The following is a 24798-nucleotide window of genomic DNA, read 5'->3' on the forward strand; positions in this document are numbered from 1 at the left end:
CGATTGTCCCTTTTCCCGGGCGACCTCCCCACAGTGTGGGATCAACGATGCACACTTCGTGCCATGTCCCGAAGTGCCTGCATCCTCTTCGTGCTGCTCGCGGGCCTGGCCGGCTGCAGCGATACCGCCCGCCTGCCCGAAGCGGCCACGCAGGGGGCGCAGCCGCAACTGCCACCGCCCGTGAAGGCGCTGATTCCCACCGTGCACATCGCGCCGGCCGAGGGCTGGCCGCAGGGCGCCGGGGCCGCAGGCGCCGGCCGGCTTCCGGGTGACGGCGGTCGACCGGGGCCTGGAGCACCCGCGCTGGCTGTACGTGCTGCCGAACGGGGACATTCTCGTCGCCGAGAGCAATGCGCCCAAGCCGCCGCCGGAGGACGAGCCGAAGGGCCTCAAGAACTTCGTGATGAAGCAGGTGATGAAGCGGGCCGGCGCCGGCGTGCCCAGCCCGGACCGGATCATGCTGCTGCGCGACGCCAACGGCGACGGCCAGGCGGAGCACAGGAGCGTGTTCATCGAGCACCTGCATTCGCCCTTCGGCATGGCGCTGGTGGGCAACACGCTCTACGTGGCCAATGCGGATGCGGTGCTGCGCTTTCCCTACCAGGCGGGGCAGACGCAGATCAGCGCCGCGCCGGTGAAGGTGACCGACCTGCCGGCCGGGCGCAACCACCACTGGACCAAGGGCCTGGTGGCGAGCCCCGATGGCCGCAAGCTCTATGTGTCGGTGGGCTCGAACAGCAACGTCGCCGAAGCCGGCATGGAGATCGAGGAGGGCCGGGCCGCGATCTGGGAGATCGACCTGGCCAGCGGCAGCAAGCGCCTGTTCGCCGGCGGCCTGCGTAATCCGGTGGGGCTGGCCTTCGAGCCGCGCACCCGCGCGCTGTGGGCCGTGGTCAACGAACGCGACGAGCTCGGGAGCGACCTCGTGCCGGACTACCTCACCTCGGTGCGTGAGGGCGCGTTCTACGGGTGGCCCTGGAGCTACTGGGGCGCGCACGTGGACGAGCGCGTGAAGCCGCCGCGCCCGGACATGGTGGCGCGCGCGATCGCACCCGACTTCGGCCTGGGCAACCACGTGGCGCCGCTGGGGCTGGCGTTCTCGGAAGGAAGAATGACTGGGCCGTTTGCGGATGGGGCCTTCGTCGGCGAGCACGGCTCCTGGAACCGCCAGCCGCGCAGCGGCTACAAGGTGGTGTTCATCCCGTTCGCGAATGGGCGGCCGGCCGGTCCGCCGCAGGATTTCCTCACCGGCTTCCTGAGCCCCGAGGGCAAGGCCTGGGGCCGTCCCGTGGGCGTGGCGCTCGATCGGTCCGGCGCCCTTCTGGTGGCCGACGATGTCGGCAACACCGTCTGGCGCGTTGCGCCTGCGCGCTGACCCTGTTCCGCGCTCCCGCGCCTTGTAGGCTGGTGGTGAGCCGCGCCAGCGCGAACCCCAGCGATCCCGTGGCCTCAGCTCAACGCCGGCAGCGTCCCGTTCAGGTACGCCGTGATGATCATGGCGGTGAGCGACGGTCCCCGCGTGCACTGGTCCAGCGCCACGGCGATCGACAAGGCCAGCGAGGGCCACACGGCCCGGTTCCAGCTCTCGCGCCAGGCGGTTTCAGCGAATGTACGAAGAGTCCCCATGCAGCTATGTTCTTCGCCAGGCCGTGCCCTGTCGTTCGGCGGAAGCCGCGTGCAGGGCGTCGCGCGCAAGCAGCCCGTCCGTAAGACGCGTGACTACAGGCGCGTGCGCCTGCTTGCAAGCGTGTCGGTCAGGAACGCTGGGGTAGCGGCAGGGCCGTCTTGTAGCGGACCTGCTTGAGCGCGAAGCTGGAGCGGATCTTCTCGATCCCCGGGATCGGCGTGAGCTGTTCCAGGATGAAGCGCTCCAGCGCCGCGATGTCCGGCACGGCGACGCGGATCAGGTAGTCGCTGTCGCCCGTCATGAGGTAGCACTCCATCACCTCGTCGTGCTCCGCGATCCGGCGCTCGAACTCCGCCAGGGCTTCCTTGGACTGCGACTTCAGGCTGATGTTGATGAAGACGTTCAGCCCCAGGCCCAGCGCCTTGGCGTTCGCCAGCGCCACGTAGCGCTCGATCACGCCGGCGGCCTCGAGCGCCTTCACGCGCGCGAGACACGGCGAAGGCGAGAGGTGGACGCGCCGCGCCAGCTCCACGTTGGTGAGCGAGCCGTCTTCCTGGAGTTGGGCCAGGATGCGGAGGTCGATCGGGTCGAGTTGCATGGAATGCTGCGTACAACGGTGCGCGCGGCATTTTATGCTGCCGAGCCTCCCCCCGCTGTGCACTTCGGCGCCCCGTGCCGCGGCTTCCTGCCTAGAGTGGAGGCATGGCCGACGACAGCATCAACCGTTTCCTCGCCGACGGCACCGGCGACTCCGATCCCATCGAAACCACCGAATGGCGCGACGCCTTCCGCGCGCTGGTGGAGAAGGAGGGTGCGGCGCGGGCGCGCTTCATCCTGGACCAGCTCGCCGTCATGGGGCGCAGCCCCGCCGTCGGCTGGTCGCCGGAGCTGGTCACGCCCTACGTCAACACCGTGCCGGTGGAGCGCCAGCCGGTGTTCCCGGGCGACCTGGCCATCGAGGAGAAGCTCGCGTCGATCATGCGCTGGAACGCGCTGGCGATGGTGGTGCGGGCCAACACCGCCTACGGCGAGCTCGGTGGCCACATCGCCAGCTATGCCAGCGCGGCCGACCTGTTCGAGGTCGGCTTCAACCACTTCTTCCGCGCCCGCAACGGCAGGAGCGGCGGCGACCTGGTGTTCTTCCAGCCGCACAGCGCGCCGGGCGTCTATGCGCGCGCCTTCCTCGAAGGGCGCCTGGGCGAGCAGGACCTGGCGCACTACCGGCAGGAGATCGTGCCGCCCGGCGAGGATGCCCGCGGGCTTTCGAGCTACCCCCACCCGTGGCTGATGCCGGACTTCTGGCAGTTCCCGACCGGCTCGATGGGGATCGGTCCGATCAGCTCGATCTACCACGCGCGCTTCATGCGCTACCTCACGCATCGCGGGCTCGTGAATTGCGAAGGCCGGAAAGTGTGGGGCGTGTTCGGCGACGGCGAGATGGACGAGCCCGAGAGCATGAGCGCACTCACGCTCGCCTCGCGCGAGAAGCTGGACAACCTGGTCTGGGTGGTCAACTGCAACCTGCAGCGCCTGGACGGGCCGGTACGCGGCAACGGCCGCATCGTCGACGAACTCGAGAAGCTGTTCCGCGGCGCCGGCTGGAACGTGATCAAGCTGCTGTGGGGCAGCGACTGGGACGGCCTGTTCGCGCGCGACACGACGGCCGCCCTGGTGCGCGCCTTCGCGCACACGGTCGACGGCCAGATGCAGACCTTCGCCGCCAAGGACGGCCGCTTCAACCGCGACACCTTCTTCGGCCAGAACGAGGAGCTGGCGCGGCTGGCGCAGGGCATGACCGACGAACAGATCGACCGCCTCAAGCGCGGCGGCCACGACCTGGTGAAGATCCACGCCGCCTACGACGCCGCGGTGCGCCACCGCGGCCAGCCGACGGTGATCCTGGCCCACACCAAGAAGGGCTACGGCATGGGCAAGGCGGGCCAGGGCCGCATGACCACGCACAGCCACAAGAAGCTGGACGAGACGGAACTGCTGGAGTTCCGCAACCGCTTCAACCTGCCGCTGTCGGACGAACAGGCCAGGACGATGGCCTTCTACAAGCCGGCCGACGACAGCGCCGAGATGCGCTATCTGCACCAGCGCCGCAGCGCGCTCGGGGGCTACCTGCCGCAGCGGCAGACGAAGGCCGACCCAGTGCCGGTGCCGGCGGCGGAGAGCTACGCCCAGTTCGCGCTGCAGGCCGGCGGCAAGGAGATGTCCACCACCATGGCCTTCGTGCGCCTGCTGGCGGGCCTGCTGAAGGATGCGCAGCTCGGGCCGCGCATCGTGCCGATCGTGGCCGACGAGGCGCGCACCTTCGGCATGGCCAACCTGTTCAAGCAGGTGGGCATCTATTCCAGCGTGGGGCAGAAGTACGAGCCCGAGGACATCGGCTCGGTGCTGTCGTACCGCGAGGCGCTCGACGGCCAGATCCTGGAAGAGGGCATCAGCGAAGCCGGCGCCATCGCGAGCTGGACGGCCGCGGCCACCAGCTACAGCGTGCACGGCTTCGCCATGCTGCCCTTCTACATCTACTACTCGATGTTCGGCTTCCAGCGCGTCGGCGACGCGATCTGGGCGGCGGCCGACCAGCGTGCGCGCGGCTTCCTGCTCGGTGCGACCTCGGGCCGCACGACGCTCGCGGGCGAGGGCCTGCAGCACCAGGACGGCAGCAGCCACCTGGTGGCCGCCACGATCCCGAACTGCAAGGCCTACGACCCGGCCTTCGCGGGCGAGATGGCGGTGATCGTGGATGCCGGCATGCGCGAGATGCTGGTGCAGCAGCGCGACGTCTTCTACTACGTCACGCTGATGAACGAGAACTACGCCCAGCCGGACCTGCCGGCGGACGCGCGCGAAGGCGTAGTGCGAGGCTGCTATCGCTTCGGCGGGTATGGCGCGGCGGATGCGCCGCAGCGCGTGACGCTGCTGGGATCCGGCGCGATCCTCACCGAAGTCATCGCCGCGGCCGAACAGCTCGCGCAGCAGGGAATCGCCAGCGAGGTCTTCAGCGTCACGAGCTGGAGCGAGCTGGCGCGCGACGGCATGGCGTGCGAACGCGAGGCGATGGACGAGGGCGTGCAGCGCGCTCCGTACCTTGCGCAGCAGCTCGGTGCGAGCGGCGGCCCGGTGATCGCGGCCAGCGACTACGTGCGCGCGGTGCCGGAGAGCGTACGCGCCTTCGTGCCGCCGGCGCGCCGTTACCTCACCCTGGGCACCGACGGTTTCGGCCGCAGCGACACGCGGGCGGCGCTGCGCGCGTATTTCCGGGTCGACGCGGCGAGCATCGTGAAGGCGGCGCTGCACGCGCTGAAGGCGTAGTCCGAACGCGCATTGGCGGCGGCCCTCGTAGGCTGGCGGTGAGCCGCGAAGCGCGAACCCCAGCGCTTCGGCGCCCGACGCTTGACGCCCTCCCGTCATTCCCGCGCAGGCGGGAATCCAGGGCTCCCGACGGGTAGCGCGCCGCGCGCGCGCCCTGGATCCCCGCCTGCGCGGGGACGACGTGGGAGGATCGCTGGGGTTGCGCTGCGCTCCACCGCCAGCCTACCAAGATGGCCGCATGCGATCCAGGTCGCAGGCAACGTGAAGGCGGCGCTGCACGCACTCAAGGCGGAGTCCCGAGTCGCAGGTCGTACGCTGTCCCGTAGGCTGGCGGTGAGCCGCGAAGCGCGAACCCCAGCGCTTCGCGCTGCACGCTTGACGCCCCCCCGTCATTCCCGCGCAGGCGGGATTCCAGGGCTCCCGATGGGTAGCGCCGCGCGCGCGTCCTGGATCCCCGCCTGCGCGGCGACGACGTGGGAGGATCCCTGGGGCTCAGGGCGCGAGGGTGGCCAAAGGCAGCTGCGCCATCTCCTGCAGCAGCAGCGCGAGTTGCCGGCCGGCGGCTTCGAGCAGCACGCCGCCTTTCTCCGGATCGGCGCCCGCCGCATTGCCGGCCGCGCCTTGCGGGTTGTAGTCCTGCATGGCCCATCCCAGCTTGGCGCTGCGGCCGTTGCCGAGGATCGGATACTGGCCGGCGCGCTCGCGCGAGCTGGATGCAAAGTCCTGCGCCTGCGCCATGCGCACCGTGTGCGGTGCCAGCGCCAGCATCAGGGAGGTCTCGATCTGGCCCGCGTGCACGCCGAAGCGGTGTTCGTCGGCGCTGAAGAGGCCGTCGACCTCTTCACCGAGCGGCAGGTTCCACCAGCTGCAGCCGTAGACGATCAGGTTGCAGCGCACGCGCAGCTCGCGCGCGACGATGTCCAGCAGGCTCACCTGGCCGCCGTGGCTGTTGAACAGCAGCAGCTTGCGCACGCCGGCACGCGCCACGCCTTCGCCGAGCGCGATCCAGGTCGCGATCACCGTCTCGATCGGCAGCGTCAGGGTGCCGGCGAAGGAGGCGTGTTCCGGGCTGTAGCCGACCTGCTGCGTGGGCAGCACGAGGATGGAGGCGTGTGGCGGCAGTTGCGTCAGGGCCTGGGCCACGATGCCATCGACGAGGCACTGGTCGACCCGCAGGGGCAGGTGCGGCCCGTGCTGCTCGGTCGCGCCGACGGGGAGTACCGCCACCGTCTTTTCCGCGTCGAGCGAGGCGAAGTCCGTGGTGGCGAGGTCGGCCCAGTAGCGCGAGAGAGCTGGCATCCGGCGAGTGTAGGCTGGCGGTGGAGCGGGGCTTTCGCGCTACCCCTCGTTCACGGTAGCATCGCTCCTGAAACTGGTTTCAGAAAGTCATGCCCGCCAAGCCTCTCCCGCCTGTCTTTGCGCCCGCCGGCGGCCGGGCGACGATCGCCGACGTCGCCGAGAAGGCGGGGGTGTCCAAGGCCACGGTCTCGCGGTTCCTGAACCGGCGCGACGAGTTGCTGACGCCGGAAATCGCCACCCGCGTCGAAACCGCCATCGCCGCCCTGGGCTACTCGCCCAGCCCGATGGCGCAGGCCCTCAAGCGCGGGCGCTCGCGGCTGGTGGGCCTGGTGGTGGCGGACGTGACCAACCCCTTCTCGGTCGCCGTCCTGCGCGGCGCCGAGAAGGCCTGCCAGCAGGCCGGCTACCTCCTGATGCTGTTCAACCTGGGCGACGACAGCCAGCGCGAGCGCGATGCGATCCAGGCCCTGGCCTCCTACCACGTCGAGGGCCTGATCCTGAACACGCTGGGGCGCGACGAGGGCGCGGCGGCCGCCGTGGCGCGCCAGGGCCGGCCCGTGGTGCTGGTCGACCGGCGCCACGCCAACATGCAGGCCGACTTCGTGTCCCTGGACAACGCCGGCGCGATCCGGCTGGCGGCCGGCCACCTGCTGGACGCCGGCTGGGACGACCTGCTGTTCGTCACCGAGCCCGCCGTGGGGGTCAGCTCGCGGGAGGAGCGGGTGGCGGCCTTCCGCGCCTTTCTCGCAACCCACCCGCAGGCGACCGGCCGCATCGTCGAGGCGAGCCCCGGTGCGCCGCAGCCGCTGGAGGCGGCGCTGCGCGAGCAGCATGCGGCCGGGCGCCGGCCGGCCGTGCTCGCCAGCAATGCGGTGATCACCTTGCGGGTGGCCGACGCCGTGGCGCGGCTGGGCTGGACCTTCGGCCGCGACCTGGGCTTCGTCGGCATCGACGAGACCGAGTGGGCGCCGCTGGTCGGCCCGGGCCTGAGCACGATCGCGCAGCCGACCGACGCGCTCGGCCGCCTGGCCACGGCCTGCCTGCTGGAGCGGCTGCAGGGGCTGGACGTGCCGCCGCGCCAGATCCTGCTGCCGGGTGAACTGGTCGTGCGCGCCTCCTCGATCCGCGATCCGGGCGTAAACTAGATCTCCGGGTTTTCCCTGATGAGTCCTTGAAACCGGTTTCTATAATCGCGTCCAGAAACCGGTTTCAGTCCCACACCCGCCGTGAACTACGACTTCCAGTTCCAGGACGTCTTCGCCGCCTGGCCGTTGCTGCTCCAGGGCACCTGGACGACCATCCAGCTCTCGCTGACGGCGACGGTGCTCGGGCTGGCCGTCGCGATCGTCTGCGCCTGGCTCAAGACCTCCGGGCCGCGGCCGGCGCGCTGGGTCGTCAACGCCTACATCGAGCTGATCCGCAACACGCCGTTCCTGGTGCAGCTGTTCTTCTTCTTCTTCGCCCTGCCGTCCCTGGGGCTGCGCTGGTCGGCGCACTCGGCTGCGCTGGTCGCCATGGTCGTGAACCTCGGCGCCTACGCCACCGAGATCATCCGCGCCGGCATCGAGTCGATCCCGCGCGGGCAGGTGGAGGCCGGGCTCGCGCTCAACCTCAAGCGCCACCAGGTGTTCCGCCACATCATCCTGAAGCCGGCGCTCAAGGCGATCTATCCGGCCCTGACCAGCCAGTTCATCCTGCTGATGCTCAGTTCCGCCGTGGTGTCCGCGATCTCGGCCGACGACCTCACCTCGGTGGCCGCCAACCTGCAGTCGCAGACCTTCCGCAGCTTCGAGATCTACATCGTGGTCGCCGTCATCTACTTCCTGCTGGCGCTGGCCTTCTCGATCCTGTTCCGCTTCGTCTACCGGCTCGCGCTGGACTACCCGGACCGCCGCTGATGCGTACCTTCGGTTTTCCCGAGTTCCTCTTCATCCTCGAAGCCGCGAAGTGGACCATCGCGCTGTCGCTGATCGCCTTCGTCGGCGGCGCGATCGGTGGACTGATCGTGGCGCTGGCGCGCACCAGCGACAGCCCCGTGGCGCGCGGACTCGCCAGCGCCTTCGTGCAGGTGTTCCAGGGCACGCCGCTGCTGCTGCAGCTGTTCCTGGTGTTCTTCGGCGCCCCGGTGATCGGCATCGACGTCAATCCCTGGGTGGCCGCCGGCGCAGCCCTGATCCTCAACACCAGCGCCTTCCTGGGCGAGATCTGGCGCGGCTCGATCCAGGCCATCCCGCATGGCCAGACCGAAGCGGCCCACGCACTGGGGCTGCACTACGTGGCCCGCATGCGCGACGTGGTCCTGCCGCAGGCCTTCAAGATCGCCCTGCCGCCCACCGTGGGCTACATGGTGCAGGTGATCAAGGGCACCTCGCTGGCCGCCATCATCGGCTTCGCCGAAGTCACGCGCGCCGGCCAGATCATCAACAACGCCACCTTCCAGCCGCTGATCGTGTTCAGCCTGGTCGCCGCCATCTACTTCGCACTGTGCTGGCCGCTGTCGCTGCTGGCCCAGCACATGGAACGCCGCCAGGCCCGGGCCCTGGCGCGCTGATCCCACCCTTTTCATCCACTGGAGACTTCCACCATGCAAACCATCTCCCGCCGTGTCTTTGCCGCGCTGGGCCTCGCCGCGACCGTGTCGCTGCTCGCCACGCCGGCCGTCGCCCAGACCCTGGAGGACCTGAAGAAGAAGGGCGAGGTCAACGTCGGCCTGCTGGTGGACTTCCCGCCCTACGGCACCACCAACGCGCAGAACCAGCCTGACGGCTACGACGCCGACGTCGCCCGCCTGCTGGCCAAGGACTGGGGCGTCAAGGTGAACCTGGTGCCCGTGACCGGCCCGAACCGCATCCCCTTCCTGCTGACCAACAAGGTCGACCTGCTGGTCGCCTCGCTGGCCATCACGCCGGAGCGCGCCAAGCAGGTCCAGTTCTCCAAGCCCTACTCCGCCGCCACCATCGTGCTGCTGGGCGAGAAGAAGGCCAACATCAAGGGCCCGGCCGACATCAAGCCGCTGAAGGTGGGCGTCGCCCGCGCCAGCACGCAGGACGTGGCGCTGACGGCCATCGCGCCGCAGGGCACCGAGATCCGCCGCTTCGACGACGACGCCTCCGCCATGCAGGCCCTGATCTCCGGCCAGGTCGATGCGATCGGCTGCTCCACCACCGTCGCCGCGCAGATCAACAAGCGCCAGCCGGGCGCCTTCGAGCCCAAGTTCGTGCTGCGCCAGCAGGAAATGGCCGTCGCGATGCGTCCGGGCAACGAGCCGCTGCTCAAGTCCGTCAACGACTTCGTGGCCAGGAACACGGCGAACGGCGAGCTGAACAAGCTGTACCACAAGTGGCTGGGCGCCGACCTGCCGAAGATGCAGTAAGGCCGCAGCGGGGAAACAGCATGGACCAGAGGCCCGCCGCCGGCGCCGAACCCATCATCCGCATGCAGGGCGTGCAGAAGTGGTACGGCAAGTTCCAGGTGCTCACCGACATCGACCTGGCGGTCGCGCCCGGTGAGCGCATCGTGGTGTGCGGGCCTTCGGGCTCGGGCAAGTCCACCCTGATCCGCTGCATCAACGGGCTCGAGACCGTGCAGCAGGGCAGCATCGTGGTGGACGGCATCGACCTCACGGCCCACAGGCGCAACGTCGACAAGGTGCGCGCCGAAGTGGGCATGGTGTTCCAGCAGTTCAACCTGTTTCCCCACCTCACCATCCTGCAGAACTGCACGCTGGCGCCGATGCGCACGCGCGGCATCGGCAGGCAGGAGGCGGAGGCGACCGCGATGAAGTACCTGGAGCGGGTGCGCATCCCCGAGCAGGCGAACAAGTACCCGAGCCAGCTCTCGGGCGGGCAGCAGCAGCGCGTGGCCATCGCCCGCGCCCTGTGCATGACGCCGCGCATCATGCTGTTCGACGAGCCCACTTCGGCGCTGGACCCCGAGATGGTCAAGGAAGTGCTCGACACCATGATCGGGCTGGCGGAAGAAGGCATGACGATGCTGGTCGTGACGCACGAGATGGGCTTCGCCCGCAGCGTGGCCGACCGCGTGATCTTCATGGCCGAGGGCCGCATCGTCGAACAGGCGCCGCCGGAGCGCTTCTTCACCGCGCCGCAGCACGAGAAGACGCGCCAGTTCCTGGGCCAGATCCTCAGTTCGCACCACCATCCGCAGCAACCGGCGGTGGCGTGATGCAGCCGGTCCTGATCTCGCTGTCGTCCTTCGGGGCGGCGGAAGTCCGGCGCCACGGGCAGCTGTGGTTCACGCGCCTGGCGCAGCAGGCCGGCGCCGACGGCGTCGAGGTGCGCGGCGAACTCCTGAACCGCCCGGCCGACGAACTGCCGGACATCGCCCGCGCCGTGGCCATGAGCGGCTCGCACGTGGTGTATTCGAGTCCCGAGGGCCTGTGGGCGCACCACGGTGCGCTGGACGCAGGCGCGGTGGAGCGTGCCCTGGAGGCGGCGGAGCTGCTCGATGCGCCGCGGCTGAAGATGTCGATCGGCGGCTTCGGCTCCGAGTCGCACCGCGAGCTGCCGCGCCTGGCGGACCTGCTGCGCGGCCGGTCCACCGAGCTGGTGATCGAGAACGACCAGACCACGCCGGCCGGCACCGTCGATGCGTTGCAGGCCTTCTTCCGCCGCGCGGACGAAGCCGGCCTGCGCCTGGGGATGACCTTCGACATGGGCAACTGGCACTGGACCGGCGAATGCCCGCAGGAGGCGGCGCGCGCCTTCGCTGGCCGCGTGCGCTACGTGCACTGCAAGGGCGTGCAGCGGCAGCCGCGGCGCTGGGTCGCCGTGCCGCTGGCCGATTCGGCCGCGCCCTGGCGCGCGGTGCTGCGCGCCTTGCCGCGGGCGCTGCCCTGGGCGATCGAATACCCGCTGGCCGGCGACGACCTGCTGGCCGTGACGCGTGACGAGATCCGGCAGCTGCGCGCCGCCGCCTCCGCGCTCGGAGCGGCGGCATGAGCGAGTTCCGCTTCGACGTCGTCACCTTCGGCGAGATGATGCAGATGTTCGTCGCCGAGACGCCCGGGCCGCTGGAGAGCGTGGTGCGCTTTGCCAAGCGCACCGCCGGGGCCGAGACGAATTTCGCCATCGGCATGGCGCGGCTGGGGCTGCGCGTCGGCTGGGCGAGCCGCCTGGGCACCGACTCGATGGGCCGCTACCTGCTGTCGGAGATGCAGCGCGAAGGCGTGGACTGCTCCAGGGTGGTGTGCGATGGGGCGCAACGCACCGGCTTCCAGTTCAAGGGCCGCGTCACGGACGGCAGCGACCCGCCGGTGGAATACCACCGCAAGGGCTCCGCCGCCAGCCAGATGGGCCCGGCCGACGTAGACGAAGCGTGGCTGCGTTCGGCCCGCCACCTGCATGCGACCGGCGTGTTCCCGGCCATTTCCGCCAGCGCCCGCGCGGCAGCGCAGAAATCGCTCGCGGTCATGCGCGCCGCCGGCGGGACCATTTCCTTCGATCCCAACCTGCGTCCTTCGCTGTGGGCTTCGGCCGACGAGATGCGGCGCGAGATCAACGCGCTCGCGGCCCAGGCCGACTGGGTGCTGCCCGGGCTGGAGGAGGGGCGCTTCCTCACCGGCGAGGCGACGCCCGAAGGCATTGCCCGCTACTACCGCGAGCGCGGCGCCCGGCTGGTGACCGTGAAGCTGGGGCCGGAAGGCGCGTACTACGACGGCGTCGAAGGCAGCGGCCACGTCGCGGGGTTTCCGGTGCGCGAAGTGGTCGACACGGTCGGCGCCGGCGACGGCTTCGCGGTGGGCGTGGTCAGCGCGCTGCTCGAAGGCCGCACCGTCCCCGAGGCCGTGCGCCGCGGCGCCTGGATCGGCGCCCGCGCCGTGCAGGTCCTCGGCGACACCGAGGGCCTGCCGACGCGGGCCGAACTCGAAGCGGCGGGCCTGTGAGCACGCCTCGCAAGTCGGTGCTGGTGTTCCGGGAACTGCCGCCGGACCAGCTCGCGCGCATCACCGCGCTGCACGACGTGGTGGTCGCCAATCCCCGCAAGCCGGAGCAGCTCGCCGCCTTCGAAGCGGCACTGCCGCAGGCGCAGGGCCTGATCGGCTCCAGCTACGCGATCACGCCGGCGTTGCTGGCACGCGCGCCGCGGCTGGAAGTGATCTCCTCGATCTCGGTCGGCATCGACAACTATCCCGTGGCGGCGCTCGCGCAGCGCGGCATCCTGTTGTGCCACACGCCGGGCGTGCTGACCGAAACCACGGCCGACACCGTGTTCGCGATGGTCATGGCGGCCAGTCGCCGCATCGTCGAACTCTCCAACCACGTGCGCGAAGGACGCTGGGACCGCAACATCGGCGAAGACCTGTTCGGCTGGGACGTGCACGGCAAGACGCTGGGCATCCTCGGCTTCGGCCGCATCGGCCAGGCGGTGGCCCGCCGCGCGGCGCTCGGCTTCGGCATGCCCGTCCTGTACCACAACCCGGTGGCGGTCGACGTGCCGGAGCTGGCCGGACGCGCGACGCACGTGGGCCTCGACGAATTGCTGCGACGCGCGGACATCGTCGCCGCCACCCTGCCGCTCACCGATGCCACCCGCGGTTTGATGGGGCCGCGTGAATTCGCCCTGATGCAGCCGGGGGCGATCTTCGTCAACGGCGGCCGCGGCGCCACCGTGCAGGAGCCGGCGCTGCTGCAGGCGCTGGACTCCGGCCACTTGCGGGCCGCGGCGCTGGACGTGTTCGCGGTCGAGCCCTTGCCGCAGGATTCGCCCCTGCGCCGCCATCCGCGCGTGACGCCGCTGCCGCACATCGGCTCCGCCACGCACGAGACGCGCTACGCCATGGCCCGCCTGGCCACCAGCAACCTGCTGCAGGCCCTGGCCGGCGAGCGCCCGGCCGCCGTGTACGCGCCGGCTGCCTGAACCGCGGCGTCCTACGCGAGCTTGCGAGCGGGCCGATAGCGCGCGCGGACCGCATCGCTAGATTGGGCACAGGGCGCGGCTGTCGCCGCGCCTGCTCACTTGCGAAGGAGAACTCGATGACGACGGTGGCAGATGTCATGACGCGCGACGTGCGCACGATGACGCCGAACGACTCGGTGGTCGAAGCGGCCCGGTGCATGGACGAATTGAACGTGGGTGTGATCCCGGTGTGCGACGGCGAGAAGCTGGTCGGCATGGTGACCGACCGCGACATCGTGGTGCGCGGCGTGGCGGCGCAGCAGGGCGAACTGAAGTCCATGAAGCTGGCCGACGTCATGAGCGCGCACGTGCGCTGCGCCCGCGAGGGCGACGACGTGGACCAGGTGCTCAGCGAGATGGCCGATGCCCAGATCCGCCGCATGCCGGTGGTCGACGGCGAGCAGCGGCTGGTCGGCATCGTCACGCTCGGCGACATTGCCGCCAAGAATCCGGACGATGAAGTGGACGTGGCGATGTCGCTCGGCGACATTTCTTCGCCGGCGGAACCCGATCGCTCGGAGACCGGCACGCAATCGCTATCGCAGTCGCAGTCCGGAGGCGGCACGCAGCATTGAGTGGAGACGGACGCGATCGCGCGCATCGCGTCCATCGTCTCGATGGAGGAGCAGTTGCCGCACCGCCACGCGGGTGTGGGGAAAGAGAAACTCCGGGTAAAAACCCGGCACCGACCGTCACGGTTCCCTGCCAAACTGCTCGGCAGGTGAACCTCATGCGTTTTTCTTCCGTCTTCCAACTCCCCGCCGTGCCGCAGCAAGATGCCGCGCCGCTGCGCGCCGATGCGGCTGCGAAGGAGGAAAGCGCCGCCGCCCAGCCCCCGCCCGCCGCGACCGGGCCTGAACTGCCGGACGACCTCGACGCGCGCGTTCGCCTGATCGGCGAATGGCAGCTCGGCGAAGGCTACTGAAGCCTGGATCGCAAAAACAAGGCCGCTGCCGCGGCCTTGTCACTGAGCACCGGCCGCTGCCCGGCCTTCCGGAACCGATCAGCGCTCGCTGCTGCCGCCGCTGCCGTGCGAGCCGCTGCTGCCCTGCGAGCCGCCGTGGCTGCCGCCGCTGCTGTTGCTGCCGCTGGCGTGCGAGCTGCTGGCGCTGCTGCTGCCCTGGCTGTTCATCGCGTTGCGCCGGTTGGCGCTGCGGGCCATGCCGCCCTTGCGGCCAGCTTCGCGGGCTTCTTCCGAAGTGAACTCGTGCGCGGTCCCCTTCTCGTGCGCGGCGCGTCCGCCTTCGCTCGCGATCTCGCGCTGGCGCTGCGGGTCCATGGAGGCGAAGCCACGGTTCGATTTTCCGCCGCCCTGGTTGCCCTGATTGTTGGAAGCCATGGTGAGGATCTCCTTGCAAAACTTGAAATGTTGGAACTGCATGACCGGTCTGCGCCAGCCATGGAGTGATTGAGCTTGCAAGCGCGTACTACGCTCGTCAGGCAGCAATGCTGCCGGGTGTAGGAGCGGCCCTACCTCGTCAGACGAGGGCCTGGGGCAGGACCTGGGCGTGCAGGCGCTGGAACAGCGCGTTGGCTTCGGCGCCGACGCCGGGGGACGGGCGGGGCTGGGCCTGCAGGGTGGCCAGCAGGCGGGTGAACTGCGTACCCGACGGCGGGATCGGCCCCAGGAACAGCACCTCGCTGCCGCGGGCGATCATCAGCGTGGGGAAGGTCTCGATGTCGACGTCGCCCATGGCTTCGTCCTCGTCCTCGACGTCCACCCAGGCGAAGCGCAGGTGGGGATGGGCGCGCGCCTGGGCCGAGAACGTGGGCTGCCACTCGCGGCACACGCCGCACCAGGCGGCACACAGGCATACCACCCACCAGGAGGCTTGCTCGGAGGCGCCGCTGCTGTCCATGGGCCCAGTGTACAAGTCAGGCTGCGGCGCAGCCCGCGTACACGTCGAGGTCGCGCCGGTAGGCGGAAGTGTCCACGTGCATCAGGCCGAGCACCGAGTGGAACAGGTTGTCGTGCGAGATGCGGGTGTCCGCGCGGGCGCGCAGGCAGGGCATCGTCACGCCGCTGCCTTGCTCGAAACCGGCCGACAGCCAGGTCACCCAGGGCACGTGCTTCTGCACGTCGGGCGCGATCGCGTACGGCAGCCCGTGCAGGTACAGGTTGTTTTCACCCAGCGACTCGCCGTGGTCGGCCACGTACAGCAGCGCACCTTCGTAATCGCTGCGCGTGCGCAGCCAGGCGATGGTGGCGCCGAGCACGTGGTCGGTGTAGGCGATGGTGTTGTCGTAGGCATTGAGCAACTGCGCGGAACTGCAGTCCGGCAGGTGGCTGCTGGTGCACTCCGGCATGAACTTCTTGAAGGCCGGCGGCGTGCGCTGCGAATACGCGGGGCCGTGGCTTCCCATCTGGTGCATCACCAGCACCACGCCTTTCGCGCGCCGGTCCGGCGGCAGTTGCGCGAGCCGCTCGTCGAGCCCCTGCACCAGGATTTCATCCAGGCACTCGCCGTGGGGGCACAGCTTCGGGTCCTTCAGGCCCGAGGTGTTCACGCTCGGGACGCGGTCGCACACCCCTTTGCAGCCGCCGGCCTGGTTGTCGATCCACAGCACCGCGAGGCCGGAGTGCTGCAGTACGTCGAGCAGGGTCTCGGAGTCCTGCTTGCGGGCCAGGAAACCTTCGCGCCCGAGGTGCGAGAACATGCAGGGCACCGAGGCCGCGGTGCTGGTGCCGCAGGCCCAGGCGTTGCGGAAGCTCACCGCCTGGGCACGCGCGAGTTCCGGCGTGGTGTCGCGTTCGTAGCCGTTGAGGCCGAAGTTGCCGCTGCGGCCCGTTTCGCCCAGCACCAGGACCAGCAGCCGCGGCTTGGCGCCCGGCGCGGCCGCCGCCAGCCGGGCGTCACGGCCGAGCGGCAGCAGCGGGCCCTTGATCTTGCGGCTGCCGAAGGCGGACTGGCCCACGGCCCACAGCTGGTTCAGCGGATTCATCAGGTAGCGCAGCTGCGTGTGGTTGCGCATGGTGGAGGCCAGCGGCTGGAAGCTGAGCAGGATCAGGCCAGCGACCACCGCCAGGCCGGCGGCGAAACCGGCCAGGTTGCGCAGCGCCTGCTGCTTCCAGGGCCGGTGCGCAACGCCCAGGCGCCAGACCAGCCACGACGGCAGCACCGCGCCGACCAGGACAACGGCGCCCAGCCGCGCGGTGAGCAGCGCCCGCGCCTCGTGCCAATCGGTCTGCAGGGTGTTGGCGGCCATCGCGCTGTCGATGATGATGCGGTAGGTCCACATGAAGTGGGCGCCGACGGCCGTGGCCACCAGCAGCAGCGCGATGGCGGGCTTGAGCACCCGCTTCCAGGCCAGCAGGCTCAGCAGTGCGTACAGCGCCGCGGCCAGCATGCCGCACAGGGTGACGGTGAGCAGCCAGCCGCCCTGGGCCTGGGCGATGCCCAGGCTGCGCAGCTCGCGCCACAGGGCGGCATTGCCCACGGTGGCCATCCAGGCGCTGGCGCCGGCAATCAGAAAAGCGGCGGGAATCCGTCGCGGCTGTCGTTCATCCAATTTGTTCAAGATCCTCTCGCGGCGCCGCTAGCGCATCCGCGCGTCCGGGACGCCAAGTATCCCCCCACTTCAATGCCCCCTCGATGCATGCCAATGCTCGGGCTGCAAGCGATTGCAGGCCGAAGGCGCACAATTCCCGCATGCGCGTGCTGGTGGTGGAAGACGACGAGGGGATCGCCCGCGGGCTCGCCACCCACCTGGCGCGCTCCGGCCATGCGGTGGACTGCACGCCCAGCGTGGAGGGCGCCTGGCGCGCCCTGGCCTCGGAGCCCTGCGACGTGGTGCTGCTGGACCTGGGACTGGCCGACGGCGAGGGCACCGAGCTGCTGCGGCGCCTGCGCGACGCCCCGGCCGGACGGCTGCCCGATCCCTCGACGCCGGTGCTGATCATGAGCGCCCGGGACCAGGTCGCCTCGCGCATCGCCGGCCTCGACCTGGGCGCCGACGACTACCTGACCAAGCCCTTCGACCCGGACGAACTGGCCGCGCGCATGCGGGCGCTGCGCCGGCGCCTGGCCGGCCGGGCGCAGCCGACCATCGTCCAGGGCGAGATCGAGATCGACCCGGCGGCGCGTACGGTGCGGCGAGCCGGCGCGCCGGTGGAACTCTCCACGCGCGAATTCTCGGTGCTCATGGCGCTGATGGAGGCCAAGCCGCACGTGCTGTCGCGGCCGCAGCTGGAGGCCAAGCTCTACAACTTCGACAGCGTCCTGGAGAGCAACGCGATCGAGGTTCACGTACACCGGTTGCGGCGCAAGCTGGGCGAGCGGCTGATCCGGACCGTGCGCGGCGTCGGCTACTACGTGCCGGCGGAGCCTGCGGCATGAAGTGGGCCGGCGGCCCGAGCCTCACGCGCCACCTGCTCGCATGGGCGCTCGGCGCGCTGACCCTGGTCTGGGCCACCTTCATCGGCTTCGGCTACAAGACCGGTGAGCACGAGGCCGACGAACTCACGGACGGCCACCTGGCCAGCGTCAGCTCGCTGCTGCTGCCGCTGGCGCCGGGCGGGATGGGGCGCGGCGTCGTGCCCCGCGATCCGGCCGTGGCGGCGCAGAACCTGAAGGCGCACGACTACCAGCGCTCCCTCAGCGTGGTGGTGTGGGATGCGGGCGGCACCGTCGTCTCGCGCACCGGCGACGCACCGCTGCCGCCCTTCGCCAGCCCCGACGGCTTCGCCAGCCTGCAACTGGGCGACCCCCCGCAGCTCTGGCGGGCGTTCTCGCGCTGGGACGAGCAGCATCGCTACCGCCTGATGGTGCTGCTGTCGCAGCGCGAGCGCGACGCGCTGGCGGCCGACATCGCGGGCCAGGTGATCGAGCCCGGCCTCTGGCTGCTGCCGGTGGTGGCGCTGGTGCTGGGGCTGGCTATCCATCGCGGGCTGCGCCCCCTGCGCCGGCTGGCCGAGCAGGTGCATGCGCTCGACCCGAACGACACGCGCAAGGTGGAGGATCCGGTGCGTTTCCAGGAGCTGGCGGCCGCGGTGGACGCCATCAACCGGCTGGTGGACCGCTACCACGCCGTGCTCACGCGCGAGCGCGCGCTGGCCAGCGAGTTCGCCCACGAGCTGCGTACGCCGCTGGCTTCGCTGGCGCTGCAGGCGCGCGGTGCGCGCGAGGCGCCGCCGGGGGCCCTGCAGCAGGAGGCGCTGGGCCGGCTGGAGGAGGACGCCTTGCGCGCCGGCGACGTGCTGGCGCACCTGCTCGCCTTGGCGCGCGCCAGCCGGGCCGAACTCCACGAGTCGGCCCAGCCGGTCGACCTGGACACGGTGGCGCGCCGCGTGGTCGCCGAATTCGCTCCTCACGCCCATGCCGGCGGCCGCGAGCTGGGCCTGTCCAGCCCGGGGCCGTTCCCGCTCTCCGGCCACCCGGTGCTGCTGGAGCTGGCCTTGCGCAACCTGGTTCAGAACGCGCTGGCGCACACCCCGCGCGGCACCCAGGTCGAGGTGGAACTGGACCCGGCGACGCGCGCGCTGCAGGTGGCCGACGACGGCCAGCAGCATGGCGGCCCACCCGGCGAGGCGGCGCCGCCGCTGCAGCCCTTGCGCCTCGGACTCGGCCATCGCGTGGTGGAGAAGGTGGCGGCCCTGCACGGCGCGACCTTCGAGCCGGAGGTGGCACTGCCCGACGCCCGCCGCGCCTGGCGCATCCGCTTCAGTCCACCGGCTGGCGCGGGCCCGTAGGCTGGCGGCGAGCCGCGCCAGCGCGAACCCCAGCGCTTCAGGCGTACGTCACCCACTCCCGGAACCCCGCCGCATCCAGGTGCGGCACCGCATTGAACGTCAGCAGCGAATGGCGCTTGGGCGTGAACGCGAACTCGGTGATGGCCGTGTTGCGGATGCGCATGTTCAAGTCGATCGTGGCCTGCGGCGCGGTGCCGAGCACCGCACCCACCGCCGTCGAAATCGGTCCGCCGCTGGTGACCACCAGCACGTTCTGCCCGTAGTGGTTGGCGCGCACGTGGTCCAGCGCGCTGGTCACGCCGGCCACGAAGTCGGCGTAGCTGGGCATGCCGGCCGGGCGCGTCTCGCCGGCCATCCAGCGGCCCATCGCGTCGCGCAGCAGGCGGAAGTGGTGGCGATACAGCTCCGGCGAATCCGGCCTGGGCAGTTCGCCGGGGTGGACGGTTGCGATCAGCGCCTGGCTGTCGTACTCGTTGAGGCCCTCCCAGGCGAGATGCTCGCCGGCCCGGTTCATGCCTTCGAGGATGCCGGCCAGGGTCTGCTTGTGGCGCCGCAGCGTGCCGGCGATCAGGCCGTCGAAGTGGATGCCGCGCTCGCCGAAGTACTCCCCGAGGCGCCGGCTCTGGCGCACCCCGAGCTCGCTGAGCTGGTCGTAGTCGGCGGCGCCGAAGGAAGCCTGGCCGTGGCGGACGAGATAGAGCGTACCCATGCGGCCATTCTGGCAAAGGCGCGCGGACGGTCAGGACGCCAGGGTGACGCGCCCGCGCGGCGTGTCGAACACGGCGCGCAGTTGCGGCGGCCCTTCGTCGAGGCGCACGGCAGCCAGCCCGATCGCCTCGTAGGCGGCCCGCAGCCTGGGCGCTTGCGGATGCGAAGCCACGAGTGCGTGCAGCGTGACGCCGGACTCCGGCAGGCCCGGCGCCGGATGCGTCTCGCCCCACTGGATCAGCGTCGGCAGCACGCCGTCGAACAGCCGCTGGCCGTCGGGGCGCACGGTGATCTGCCATTGCAGCAGCCCGCGGGGCGTGTCGCGCGACGCCGCCACCACCTCGCCGCGGTCCAGGCCCAGCGCGTGCCAGGCCTGCACGGCGCGCTGCACGTCGGGGACGCTGGCCACGAAGTGCAGCAGCCGCGGGCCTTCGCGGCGCAGCCGGTCGCGCAGCGCTTCGTCGTCCAGGTCGAACCAGCGGCGCGCGCGCTGCGGCGTGCGGCCGGGCTGCACCGCGATGATCTCGAAATAGGTGCGAGGGAAATCGACGGTGGCGATGCGCAGCAGGCGGTTGTGCGTTCCCATCAGCGGATGCTCGCCGCCCGGCCCCGGCGTCACGCCCAGCGTGGCTTCGCACCAGGCCACGCCTTGTTCCAGGCTGTCGGCGCCCACCACGAGGTGATCGATGTGCGAACGCATGTCAGAGCCTCACCTGGCCGTCGACGCAGGTCACCGTGGCACCGCCGATCCAGGTCTCGCCGGCCGCATCGCGCTCCACGTGCACGCGGCCGGCGCGACCGAGCGCCGTGCCCTGGCTCGCGACGTAGCGGGGCGGCGCGATGCCGGCGCCGATCAGCCATTGCGCCAGCGCGGCGTTGAGGCTGCCGGTGACCGGATCCTCCGTCATGCCGTTGTTGCCCGGGAAGAAGGCGCGCACTTCGAACAGGCATTCGTCGCCGGTGCCGCGCGTGCCCACCACGCCGACCTTGCCGCGCGTGCCCACCACGCCGACATCGAGCCCGGCGAGGATCGCGCCATCCGGCTGCAGCGCGAGCACCTGCTCGGCGGACTGCAGCAGCACGCCGCGCCAGTTCGGGCCGTTGTCGCACCAGGCGTGGTCGACGATGTCGCCGCGTGCCACGCCGAGGCCGCGGGCGATCAGTGCCACGTCTTCTTCCGGCAGCGGACCGCTCTTGCGCAGCGGCGGGGCCGCGAAGGCCAGCCGTTCGCCGCTGCGTCGCAGCTTCACCAGGCCGACGCCGCACTCCTGCACGATGTGCTCGCCGCGCGGGCGACCGCCGGCCTCCAGCCACGCGTGGCAGCTGCCCAGCGTCGGGTGGCCGGCAAAGAGCAGTTCGCGGCCCGGCGAGAAAATGCGCACGCGGTAGTCGGCGCCCGGCTGCGTGGGCGGCAGCAGGAAGGTCGCTTCCGACAGGTTGGTCCAGTTGCAGAAGTGCTGCATCTGTTCCGGCGAGAGGCCTTCGCCGTCCAGCACCACCGCGAGCGGGTTGCCGCGGTAGGGCACGGCCGTGAAGACGTCGACTTGCTTGAACGGGCGCAGGGTCATGGCTGCGGATTCTCCCGGAGGGTGGCGGCGAGCGCGGCTATCCCGGTGGCGATCTGCTCGCGGGTGGCGGTCACGAACGACAGTCGCAGCGTACGCGGGTCGGCCGCGTCGGCGTAGAAGGCAGCGCCCGGCACGAAGGCGACGCCGCGCTCCACCGCCCGGGGCAGCAGCGCCGCGGCGTCCGTGCCGGCCGGAAGGCGCGCCCACAGGAACATGCCGCCGGCCGGGGCGTTCCATTGCAGGTCCAGGCCCCGCATCTCGCGCTCCAGGGCCTCGAGCATCGCATCGCGCTGCGACTTGTAGAGGGCGCGGATCGTGGGCACGTGGCGATCGAGGAAGCCGTCGCGCAGCACCTCGGCCACCAGCCGCTGGTTGAACGAGGGGCTGTGCAGGTCCGCGGCCTGCTTGGCCTGCAGCAGCTTGGGCGCGATGGCGGGCGGTGCCACCAGGTAGCCCAGGCGCAGGCCCGGTGCGAGCACCTTGGAGAAGGAGCCGAGGTAGATCGATCCTTCGGGGTGACGGGCGGCGAGCGGCGCCGGCGGTGGCGTGTCGAACCACAGGTCGCCGTACGGGTTGTCTTCCACCAGGGGCAGCGCGAGTTCGCGCGCCGTCTGCACCAGCGCCTGGCGGCGCGCTTCGCTCATCGTGCGGCCGGTGGGGTTCTGGAAGTTGGGCAGCACGTAGAGGAAGCGCGCCTCGCCGCGCCGGCGTGCCAGGTCGGCGAGGTCCAGGCCCTCGTCGTCGCTGGCGACGCCCACGACCTGCGGCTCCATCGGTGCAAAGGCCTGCAGCGCGCCCAGGTAGGTGGGCGTTTCCACCAGCACCCGGCTGCCCTGGTCGACCAGCACCTTGGCGACGAGGTCCAGGCCCTGCTGCGAGCCGGTGGTGATGAGGACCTGGGCCGGATCGACCTTCCAGGGCAGCAGTGCGGCGACCGCTTCGCGCAAGGGCCCGTAGCCTTCGCTCGCCGCGTACTGCAGTGCGCCGCGGCCGTCCTCGCGCAGGACCTTGTCGCACGCGGCCTGGAAGGCCTGCACCGGAAAGGTGAGCGGCGACGGCAGGCCGCCGGCGAAGCTGATGATGCCGGGGCGCTCGGTGACCTTCAGGATCTCGCGGATCACGGAGGGGTTCATGCGCTCGGCGCGGCGCGCCAGGGTCCAGCCCGGCGCGGGCTGCAGGTCGTTGGGTTTCATCGGGACTCCACGGCGGGGGCAAGGACAGGGGGAGCGCTCGCGCGGCCGACCGGCATGCGGCGGCCGACGAAGACGGTGGCGATCACGGCGAGCGCGAAGCCCACGCTCATCGCGTCGAGGCGTTCGTGCAGCAGCGGCACGGCGAACATCATGCTCAGGAAGGGTTGCACCAGCTGCACCTGGCTGACGCGCACGGTGCCGCCGAGCGCCAGGCCGCGGTACCAGGCGAAGAAGCCGATCCACATCGAGAACACGCAGACATAGGCGAAGCCGAGCCACGCACCCGTGGGGAGAGGCACCTGCGGGCGGGTCCAGAAAGCGAGCGGCACGCTGACGGGCAGCGCGAGCACCAGGGCCCAGCAGATCACGTGCTCGGCCCGCATCCGCTGCGACAGGCGCCCGCCCCAGGCATAGCCGACCGCCGCGAAGAGGATCGCGGCCAGCAGCAGCGCGTCCGCCGCCTGCGCGCGCAAGGCGCTGCCCGAACGCAGCACGGCGAAGGCCGCCACCAGCACGCTGCCGACGGCGGCGCAGGCCCAGAACGCGCGCGAGGGGCGCTGCCGGTGCAGCAGGGCGCCGACCAGCGCGGTCGCGAGCGGCAGCACGCCGATGATCACGCTGGCATGCACCGCCTCCACATGGCGCATGGCGATCGAGGTGCAGACGGGAAAGCCGAACACCACGCCGCCGGAGGTGATCGCCAGCGCGCGCCATTCGCTGCGGCGCGGCAGCGGCGCACGGTCCACGAGCAGGAACAGGACCGAGAGCGCTCCGGCGACGGCGGCGCGGCCGAGCGCCACGAACATGCCGGACATCAGCGGGGCCTCGGGCGTGCCGACCGCCAGCCGCGTCATCGGCAGCGTGAGCGCGAAGATCGCCACGCCGGCGACGCCGAACCAGAGGCCGTGCCGTTCCGCGGGGGTCATGGCCGCGTTCCCGGCGAGGAGGGGATCAGTGGATGCATGGAGCCAATGTACGGGCCGTCAGCAGTACACTGGCAGTACAGTTTTCCAGATCACACGACGCGCTGTATCGGTCCGCCGGGCAGTACAGCGAAAGGCATCGCCATGCTGCTCAAGGCTTCCTCGCAGTCCCTCACCGACCAGCTCGCCGAGCGCTTCGGCGAACGCATCCGCAACCGGCTGCTGGCGCCGGGCGCGCGCCTGCCTTCGGTGCGGCAGTGCGCCGGGCAGCAGGGCGTGAGCCCGTCCACGGTGGTTGCTGCGTACGACCAGCTGCTGGCGCAGGGGCTGGTGGAGGCCCGCAAGAACCGCGGCTTCTTCGTGCGCGAAGCGGCGCCGCAGGAGGGCGCGGCCGAGCCGCCGCGCGCCCCCGCCGTGCGCCGCCCGGGGCCGGTGAACGCGACCTCGCTGATCCGCGGCATGTTCCACCGCGCCAGCAACAAGCCGCAGCCCGGCATGGGCGTGCTGCCGACGGAGTGGCTCGAATCCACCTTCCTGCCGGCGGCCGTGCGCAAGGTGACGGGCACCACTATGCTGCACGCGTTCTCGCTGCAATACGGCGAGCCGCTGGGCGACGGCGGCCTGCGCCGTGCGCTTTCCAACAAGCTGGCCGGGCTGCACGTGCCGGCGCCGCCCGAGCACATCATCACGACGGTCGGCGCCACCCACGCGCTGGACATCGTGAGCCGCACCCTGCTGCGGCCGGGCGACCCGGTGATGGTGGAGGAGCCGGGGTGGGCGGTGGAATTCGCGCGGCTCTCGGCCCTGGGCATGCGCCTGCTGCCGGTGCCGCGGCGGGCCGACGGCCCGGACCTGCAGGTGATGGCCCGGTACTGCGAGGTGCACAAGCCCAAGCTGTACGTCAGCGTGAGCGTGTTGCACAACCCGACCAGCTACTGCCTCTCGCCGGGCAGCGCGCATCGCGTGCTGCAACTGGCCAACCAGCACGGATTCCACATCGTCGAGGACGACACCTACAGCCACATCGCGCCAGCGCATGCCACCCGGCTGGCGGCGCTGGACGGCTTGCAGCGCACCATCTACGTCGGCGGCTTCGCCAAGATCCTGGCGCCCAACTGGCGCATCGGCTTCATCGCCGCGCCGCAGGCGCTGGTCGAACCCTTGCTTGACACCAAGCTGCTCACCACCCTGACGACGCCCGCGCTGCTGGAAAAGGCGCTGGCGGTGTGCATCGAACAGGGCCAGCTGCGCCGCCACAGCGAGCGCATCCGCACCCGCCTGGACCTGGCGCGCAGCCGCAGCGTGAAGCTGGCGCTGCATGCGGGCTGCCGCTTCGTGGCCGAGCCGGCCGGCCTGTTCGGATGGGTGGACACCGGCGTGGACACCGACGCGCTCTCGCAGCGCATGCTGGACGAGGGCTACCTGCTGGCGCCCGGGGCGCTGTTCCACGCGGAGCGCAAGCCGGGCACGCTGATGCGCATCAACTTCGCGACCACGCAGGACGCGGCGTTCTGGAAGAAGTACGGCGAGCTGGCGAAGAAGATCTAGGGCC

At 70.9% G+C, this 24798-nt stretch carries 25 protein-coding genes and 1 pseudogene; 15 read left to right on the forward strand and 11 right to left on the reverse strand.

What is annotated here, in order from left to right:
* Positions 1–63: 63 nt before the first annotated feature.
* A pseudogene (locus JI746_RS24845) lies at positions 64–1375 on the forward strand (PQQ-dependent sugar dehydrogenase).
* A 74-nt stretch (positions 1376–1449) separates the two neighbouring features.
* Here JI746_RS24845 and JI746_RS24850 read toward each other — a convergent pair.
* Complete coding sequence (locus JI746_RS24850) at positions 1450–1626, reverse strand: hypothetical protein (protein ID WP_201692989.1); 177 nt, start codon at positions 1624–1626, stop codon at positions 1450–1452.
* Positions 1627–1754: 128 nt separating this feature from the next.
* Positions 1755–2225, reverse strand: a complete 471-nt coding sequence (locus JI746_RS24855; protein WP_201692990.1) for an Lrp/AsnC family transcriptional regulator — start codon at positions 2223–2225, stop codon at positions 1755–1757.
* 104 nt (positions 2226–2329) lie between these two features.
* On the opposite strand from JI746_RS24855, the gene mdeB reads away from it, so the two are divergent.
* Positions 2330–4948, forward strand: coding sequence for an alpha-ketoglutarate dehydrogenase (gene mdeB, locus JI746_RS24860; RefSeq protein ID WP_201692991.1), 2619 nt, complete (start codon positions 2330–2332; stop codon positions 4946–4948).
* Positions 4949–5440: 492 nt separating this feature from the next.
* Here mdeB and JI746_RS24865 read toward each other — a convergent pair whose 3' ends face one another.
* On the reverse strand, positions 5441–6247 hold the full coding sequence (locus JI746_RS24865) for a creatininase family protein (protein ID WP_201692992.1): 807 nt from the start codon (positions 6245–6247) through the stop codon (positions 5441–5443).
* An 89-nt stretch (positions 6248–6336) separates the two neighbouring features.
* On the opposite strand from JI746_RS24865, the gene JI746_RS24870 reads away from it, so the two are divergent.
* The 10 genes from JI746_RS24870 (at position 6337) to JI746_RS24915 (ending at position 14090) form a co-directional block, all read left to right on the forward strand.
* Positions 6337–7392: a LacI family DNA-binding transcriptional regulator gene (locus JI746_RS24870; RefSeq protein WP_201692993.1), complete on the forward strand. Its 1056-nt coding sequence runs from the start codon at positions 6337–6339 to the stop codon at positions 7390–7392.
* 81 nt (positions 7393–7473) lie between these two features.
* Complete coding sequence (locus JI746_RS24875; RefSeq protein ID WP_201692994.1) at positions 7474–8145, forward strand: amino acid ABC transporter permease; 672 nt, start codon at positions 7474–7476, stop codon at positions 8143–8145.
* Positions 8145–8798, forward strand: coding sequence for an amino acid ABC transporter permease (locus tag JI746_RS24880; protein WP_201692995.1), 654 nt, complete (start codon positions 8145–8147; stop codon positions 8796–8798). The genes JI746_RS24875 and JI746_RS24880 overlap by 1 nt, the downstream gene beginning before the upstream one ends.
* Positions 8799–8831: 33 nt before the next feature.
* The gene (locus tag JI746_RS24885; RefSeq protein ID WP_201692996.1) at positions 8832–9620 is read left to right on the forward strand and encodes a transporter substrate-binding domain-containing protein; all 789 of its coding nucleotides are present in this window, start codon (positions 8832–8834) and stop codon (positions 9618–9620) included.
* 20 nt (positions 9621–9640) lie between these two features.
* Entirely contained in the window at positions 9641–10432 is a 792-nt protein-coding gene (locus JI746_RS24890; protein ID WP_236600109.1) for an amino acid ABC transporter ATP-binding protein, read from the forward strand.
* Positions 10432–11208, forward strand: a complete 777-nt coding sequence (locus JI746_RS24895) for a sugar phosphate isomerase/epimerase family protein (protein WP_201692997.1) — start codon at positions 10432–10434, stop codon at positions 11206–11208. Before JI746_RS24890 ends, JI746_RS24895 begins: the two co-directional genes overlap by 1 nt.
* On the forward strand, positions 11205–12152 hold the full coding sequence (locus JI746_RS24900) for a sugar kinase (RefSeq protein ID WP_201692998.1): 948 nt from the start codon (positions 11205–11207) through the stop codon (positions 12150–12152). Before JI746_RS24895 ends, JI746_RS24900 begins: the two co-directional genes overlap by 4 nt.
* Positions 12149–13126, forward strand: coding sequence for a 2-hydroxyacid dehydrogenase (locus JI746_RS24905; protein ID WP_201692999.1), 978 nt, complete (start codon positions 12149–12151; stop codon positions 13124–13126). The genes JI746_RS24900 and JI746_RS24905 overlap by 4 nt, the downstream gene beginning before the upstream one ends.
* Positions 13127–13242: 116 nt before the next feature.
* On the forward strand, positions 13243–13740 hold the full coding sequence (locus JI746_RS24910; RefSeq protein ID WP_201693000.1) for a CBS domain-containing protein: 498 nt from the start codon (positions 13243–13245) through the stop codon (positions 13738–13740).
* Positions 13741–13895: 155 nt separating this feature from the next.
* Positions 13896–14090, forward strand: a complete 195-nt coding sequence (locus JI746_RS24915; RefSeq protein WP_201693001.1) for a hypothetical protein — start codon at positions 13896–13898, stop codon at positions 14088–14090.
* A gap of 78 nt (positions 14091–14168) precedes the next feature.
* On the opposite strand, the gene JI746_RS24920 is transcribed toward JI746_RS24915, so the two are convergent.
* The 3 genes from JI746_RS24920 to JI746_RS24930 all read right to left on the reverse strand — a co-directional run bounded on the left by JI746_RS24920 (position 14169) and on the right by JI746_RS24930 (position 16684).
* Positions 14169–14504, reverse strand: coding sequence for a KGG domain-containing protein (locus JI746_RS24920; protein WP_201693002.1), 336 nt, complete (start codon positions 14502–14504; stop codon positions 14169–14171).
* Between the two features lie 139 nt (positions 14505–14643).
* Positions 14644–15024: a thioredoxin family protein gene (locus JI746_RS24925; protein ID WP_201693003.1), complete on the reverse strand. Its 381-nt coding sequence runs from the start codon at positions 15022–15024 to the stop codon at positions 14644–14646.
* Between the two features lie 16 nt (positions 15025–15040).
* Positions 15041–16684, reverse strand: coding sequence for a phosphoethanolamine transferase (locus JI746_RS24930; RefSeq protein WP_269129501.1), 1644 nt, complete (start codon positions 16682–16684; stop codon positions 15041–15043).
* Between the two features lie 131 nt (positions 16685–16815).
* Between JI746_RS24930 and JI746_RS24935 the strand changes: the two genes are divergently transcribed.
* Together JI746_RS24935 and JI746_RS24940 are read left to right on the forward strand one after the other, a co-directional pair.
* Positions 16816–17502: a response regulator transcription factor gene (locus JI746_RS24935; protein ID WP_201693005.1), complete on the forward strand. Its 687-nt coding sequence runs from the start codon at positions 16816–16818 to the stop codon at positions 17500–17502.
* Positions 17499–18854 (forward strand): histidine kinase dimerization/phospho-acceptor domain-containing protein, encoded by a 1356-nt coding sequence (locus tag JI746_RS24940; protein WP_201693006.1) that lies wholly within the window; start codon positions 17499–17501, stop codon positions 18852–18854. The genes JI746_RS24935 and JI746_RS24940 overlap by 4 nt, the downstream gene beginning before the upstream one ends.
* Before the next feature lie 37 nt (positions 18855–18891).
* Here the strand turns inward: JI746_RS24940 and JI746_RS24945 are convergent, their stop codons facing one another.
* The 5 genes from JI746_RS24945 to JI746_RS24965 are packed head-to-tail and all read right to left on the reverse strand — an operon-like array spanning position 18892 to position 23249.
* Positions 18892–19563 carry a histidine phosphatase family protein gene (locus JI746_RS24945; RefSeq protein WP_201693007.1) on the reverse strand — a complete coding sequence of 224 codons (672 nt, stop codon included), beginning with the start codon at positions 19561–19563 and terminating at the stop codon, positions 18892–18894.
* A gap of 30 nt (positions 19564–19593) precedes the next feature.
* A complete protein-coding gene (locus JI746_RS24950) occupies positions 19594–20262 on the reverse strand; it encodes a VOC family protein (protein WP_201693008.1) in 669 nt (222 codons plus the stop codon).
* A gap of 1 nt (position 20263) precedes the next feature.
* Positions 20264–21130: a PhzF family phenazine biosynthesis protein gene (locus JI746_RS24955; protein WP_201693009.1), complete on the reverse strand. Its 867-nt coding sequence runs from the start codon at positions 21128–21130 to the stop codon at positions 20264–20266.
* Positions 21127–22323 carry an aminotransferase-like domain-containing protein gene (locus JI746_RS24960; RefSeq protein ID WP_201693010.1) on the reverse strand — a complete coding sequence of 399 codons (1197 nt, stop codon included), beginning with the start codon at positions 22321–22323 and terminating at the stop codon, positions 21127–21129. The genes JI746_RS24955 and JI746_RS24960 overlap by 4 nt, the downstream gene beginning before the upstream one ends.
* Positions 22320–23249, reverse strand: coding sequence for a DMT family transporter (locus tag JI746_RS24965; RefSeq protein ID WP_201693011.1), 930 nt, complete (start codon positions 23247–23249; stop codon positions 22320–22322). The genes JI746_RS24960 and JI746_RS24965 overlap by 4 nt, the downstream gene beginning before the upstream one ends.
* A gap of 141 nt (positions 23250–23390) precedes the next feature.
* Here JI746_RS24965 and JI746_RS24970 point away from each other — a divergent pair, with 141 nt between their 5' ends.
* Complete coding sequence (locus tag JI746_RS24970; protein ID WP_201693012.1) at positions 23391–24794, forward strand: aminotransferase-like domain-containing protein; 1404 nt, start codon at positions 23391–23393, stop codon at positions 24792–24794.
* Positions 24795–24798 lie beyond the last annotated feature (4 nt).

The sequence above is a fragment of the Ramlibacter alkalitolerans genome, assembly GCF_016722765.1.
Lineage (GTDB): Bacteria > Pseudomonadota > Gammaproteobacteria > Burkholderiales > Burkholderiaceae_C > Ramlibacter > Ramlibacter alkalitolerans.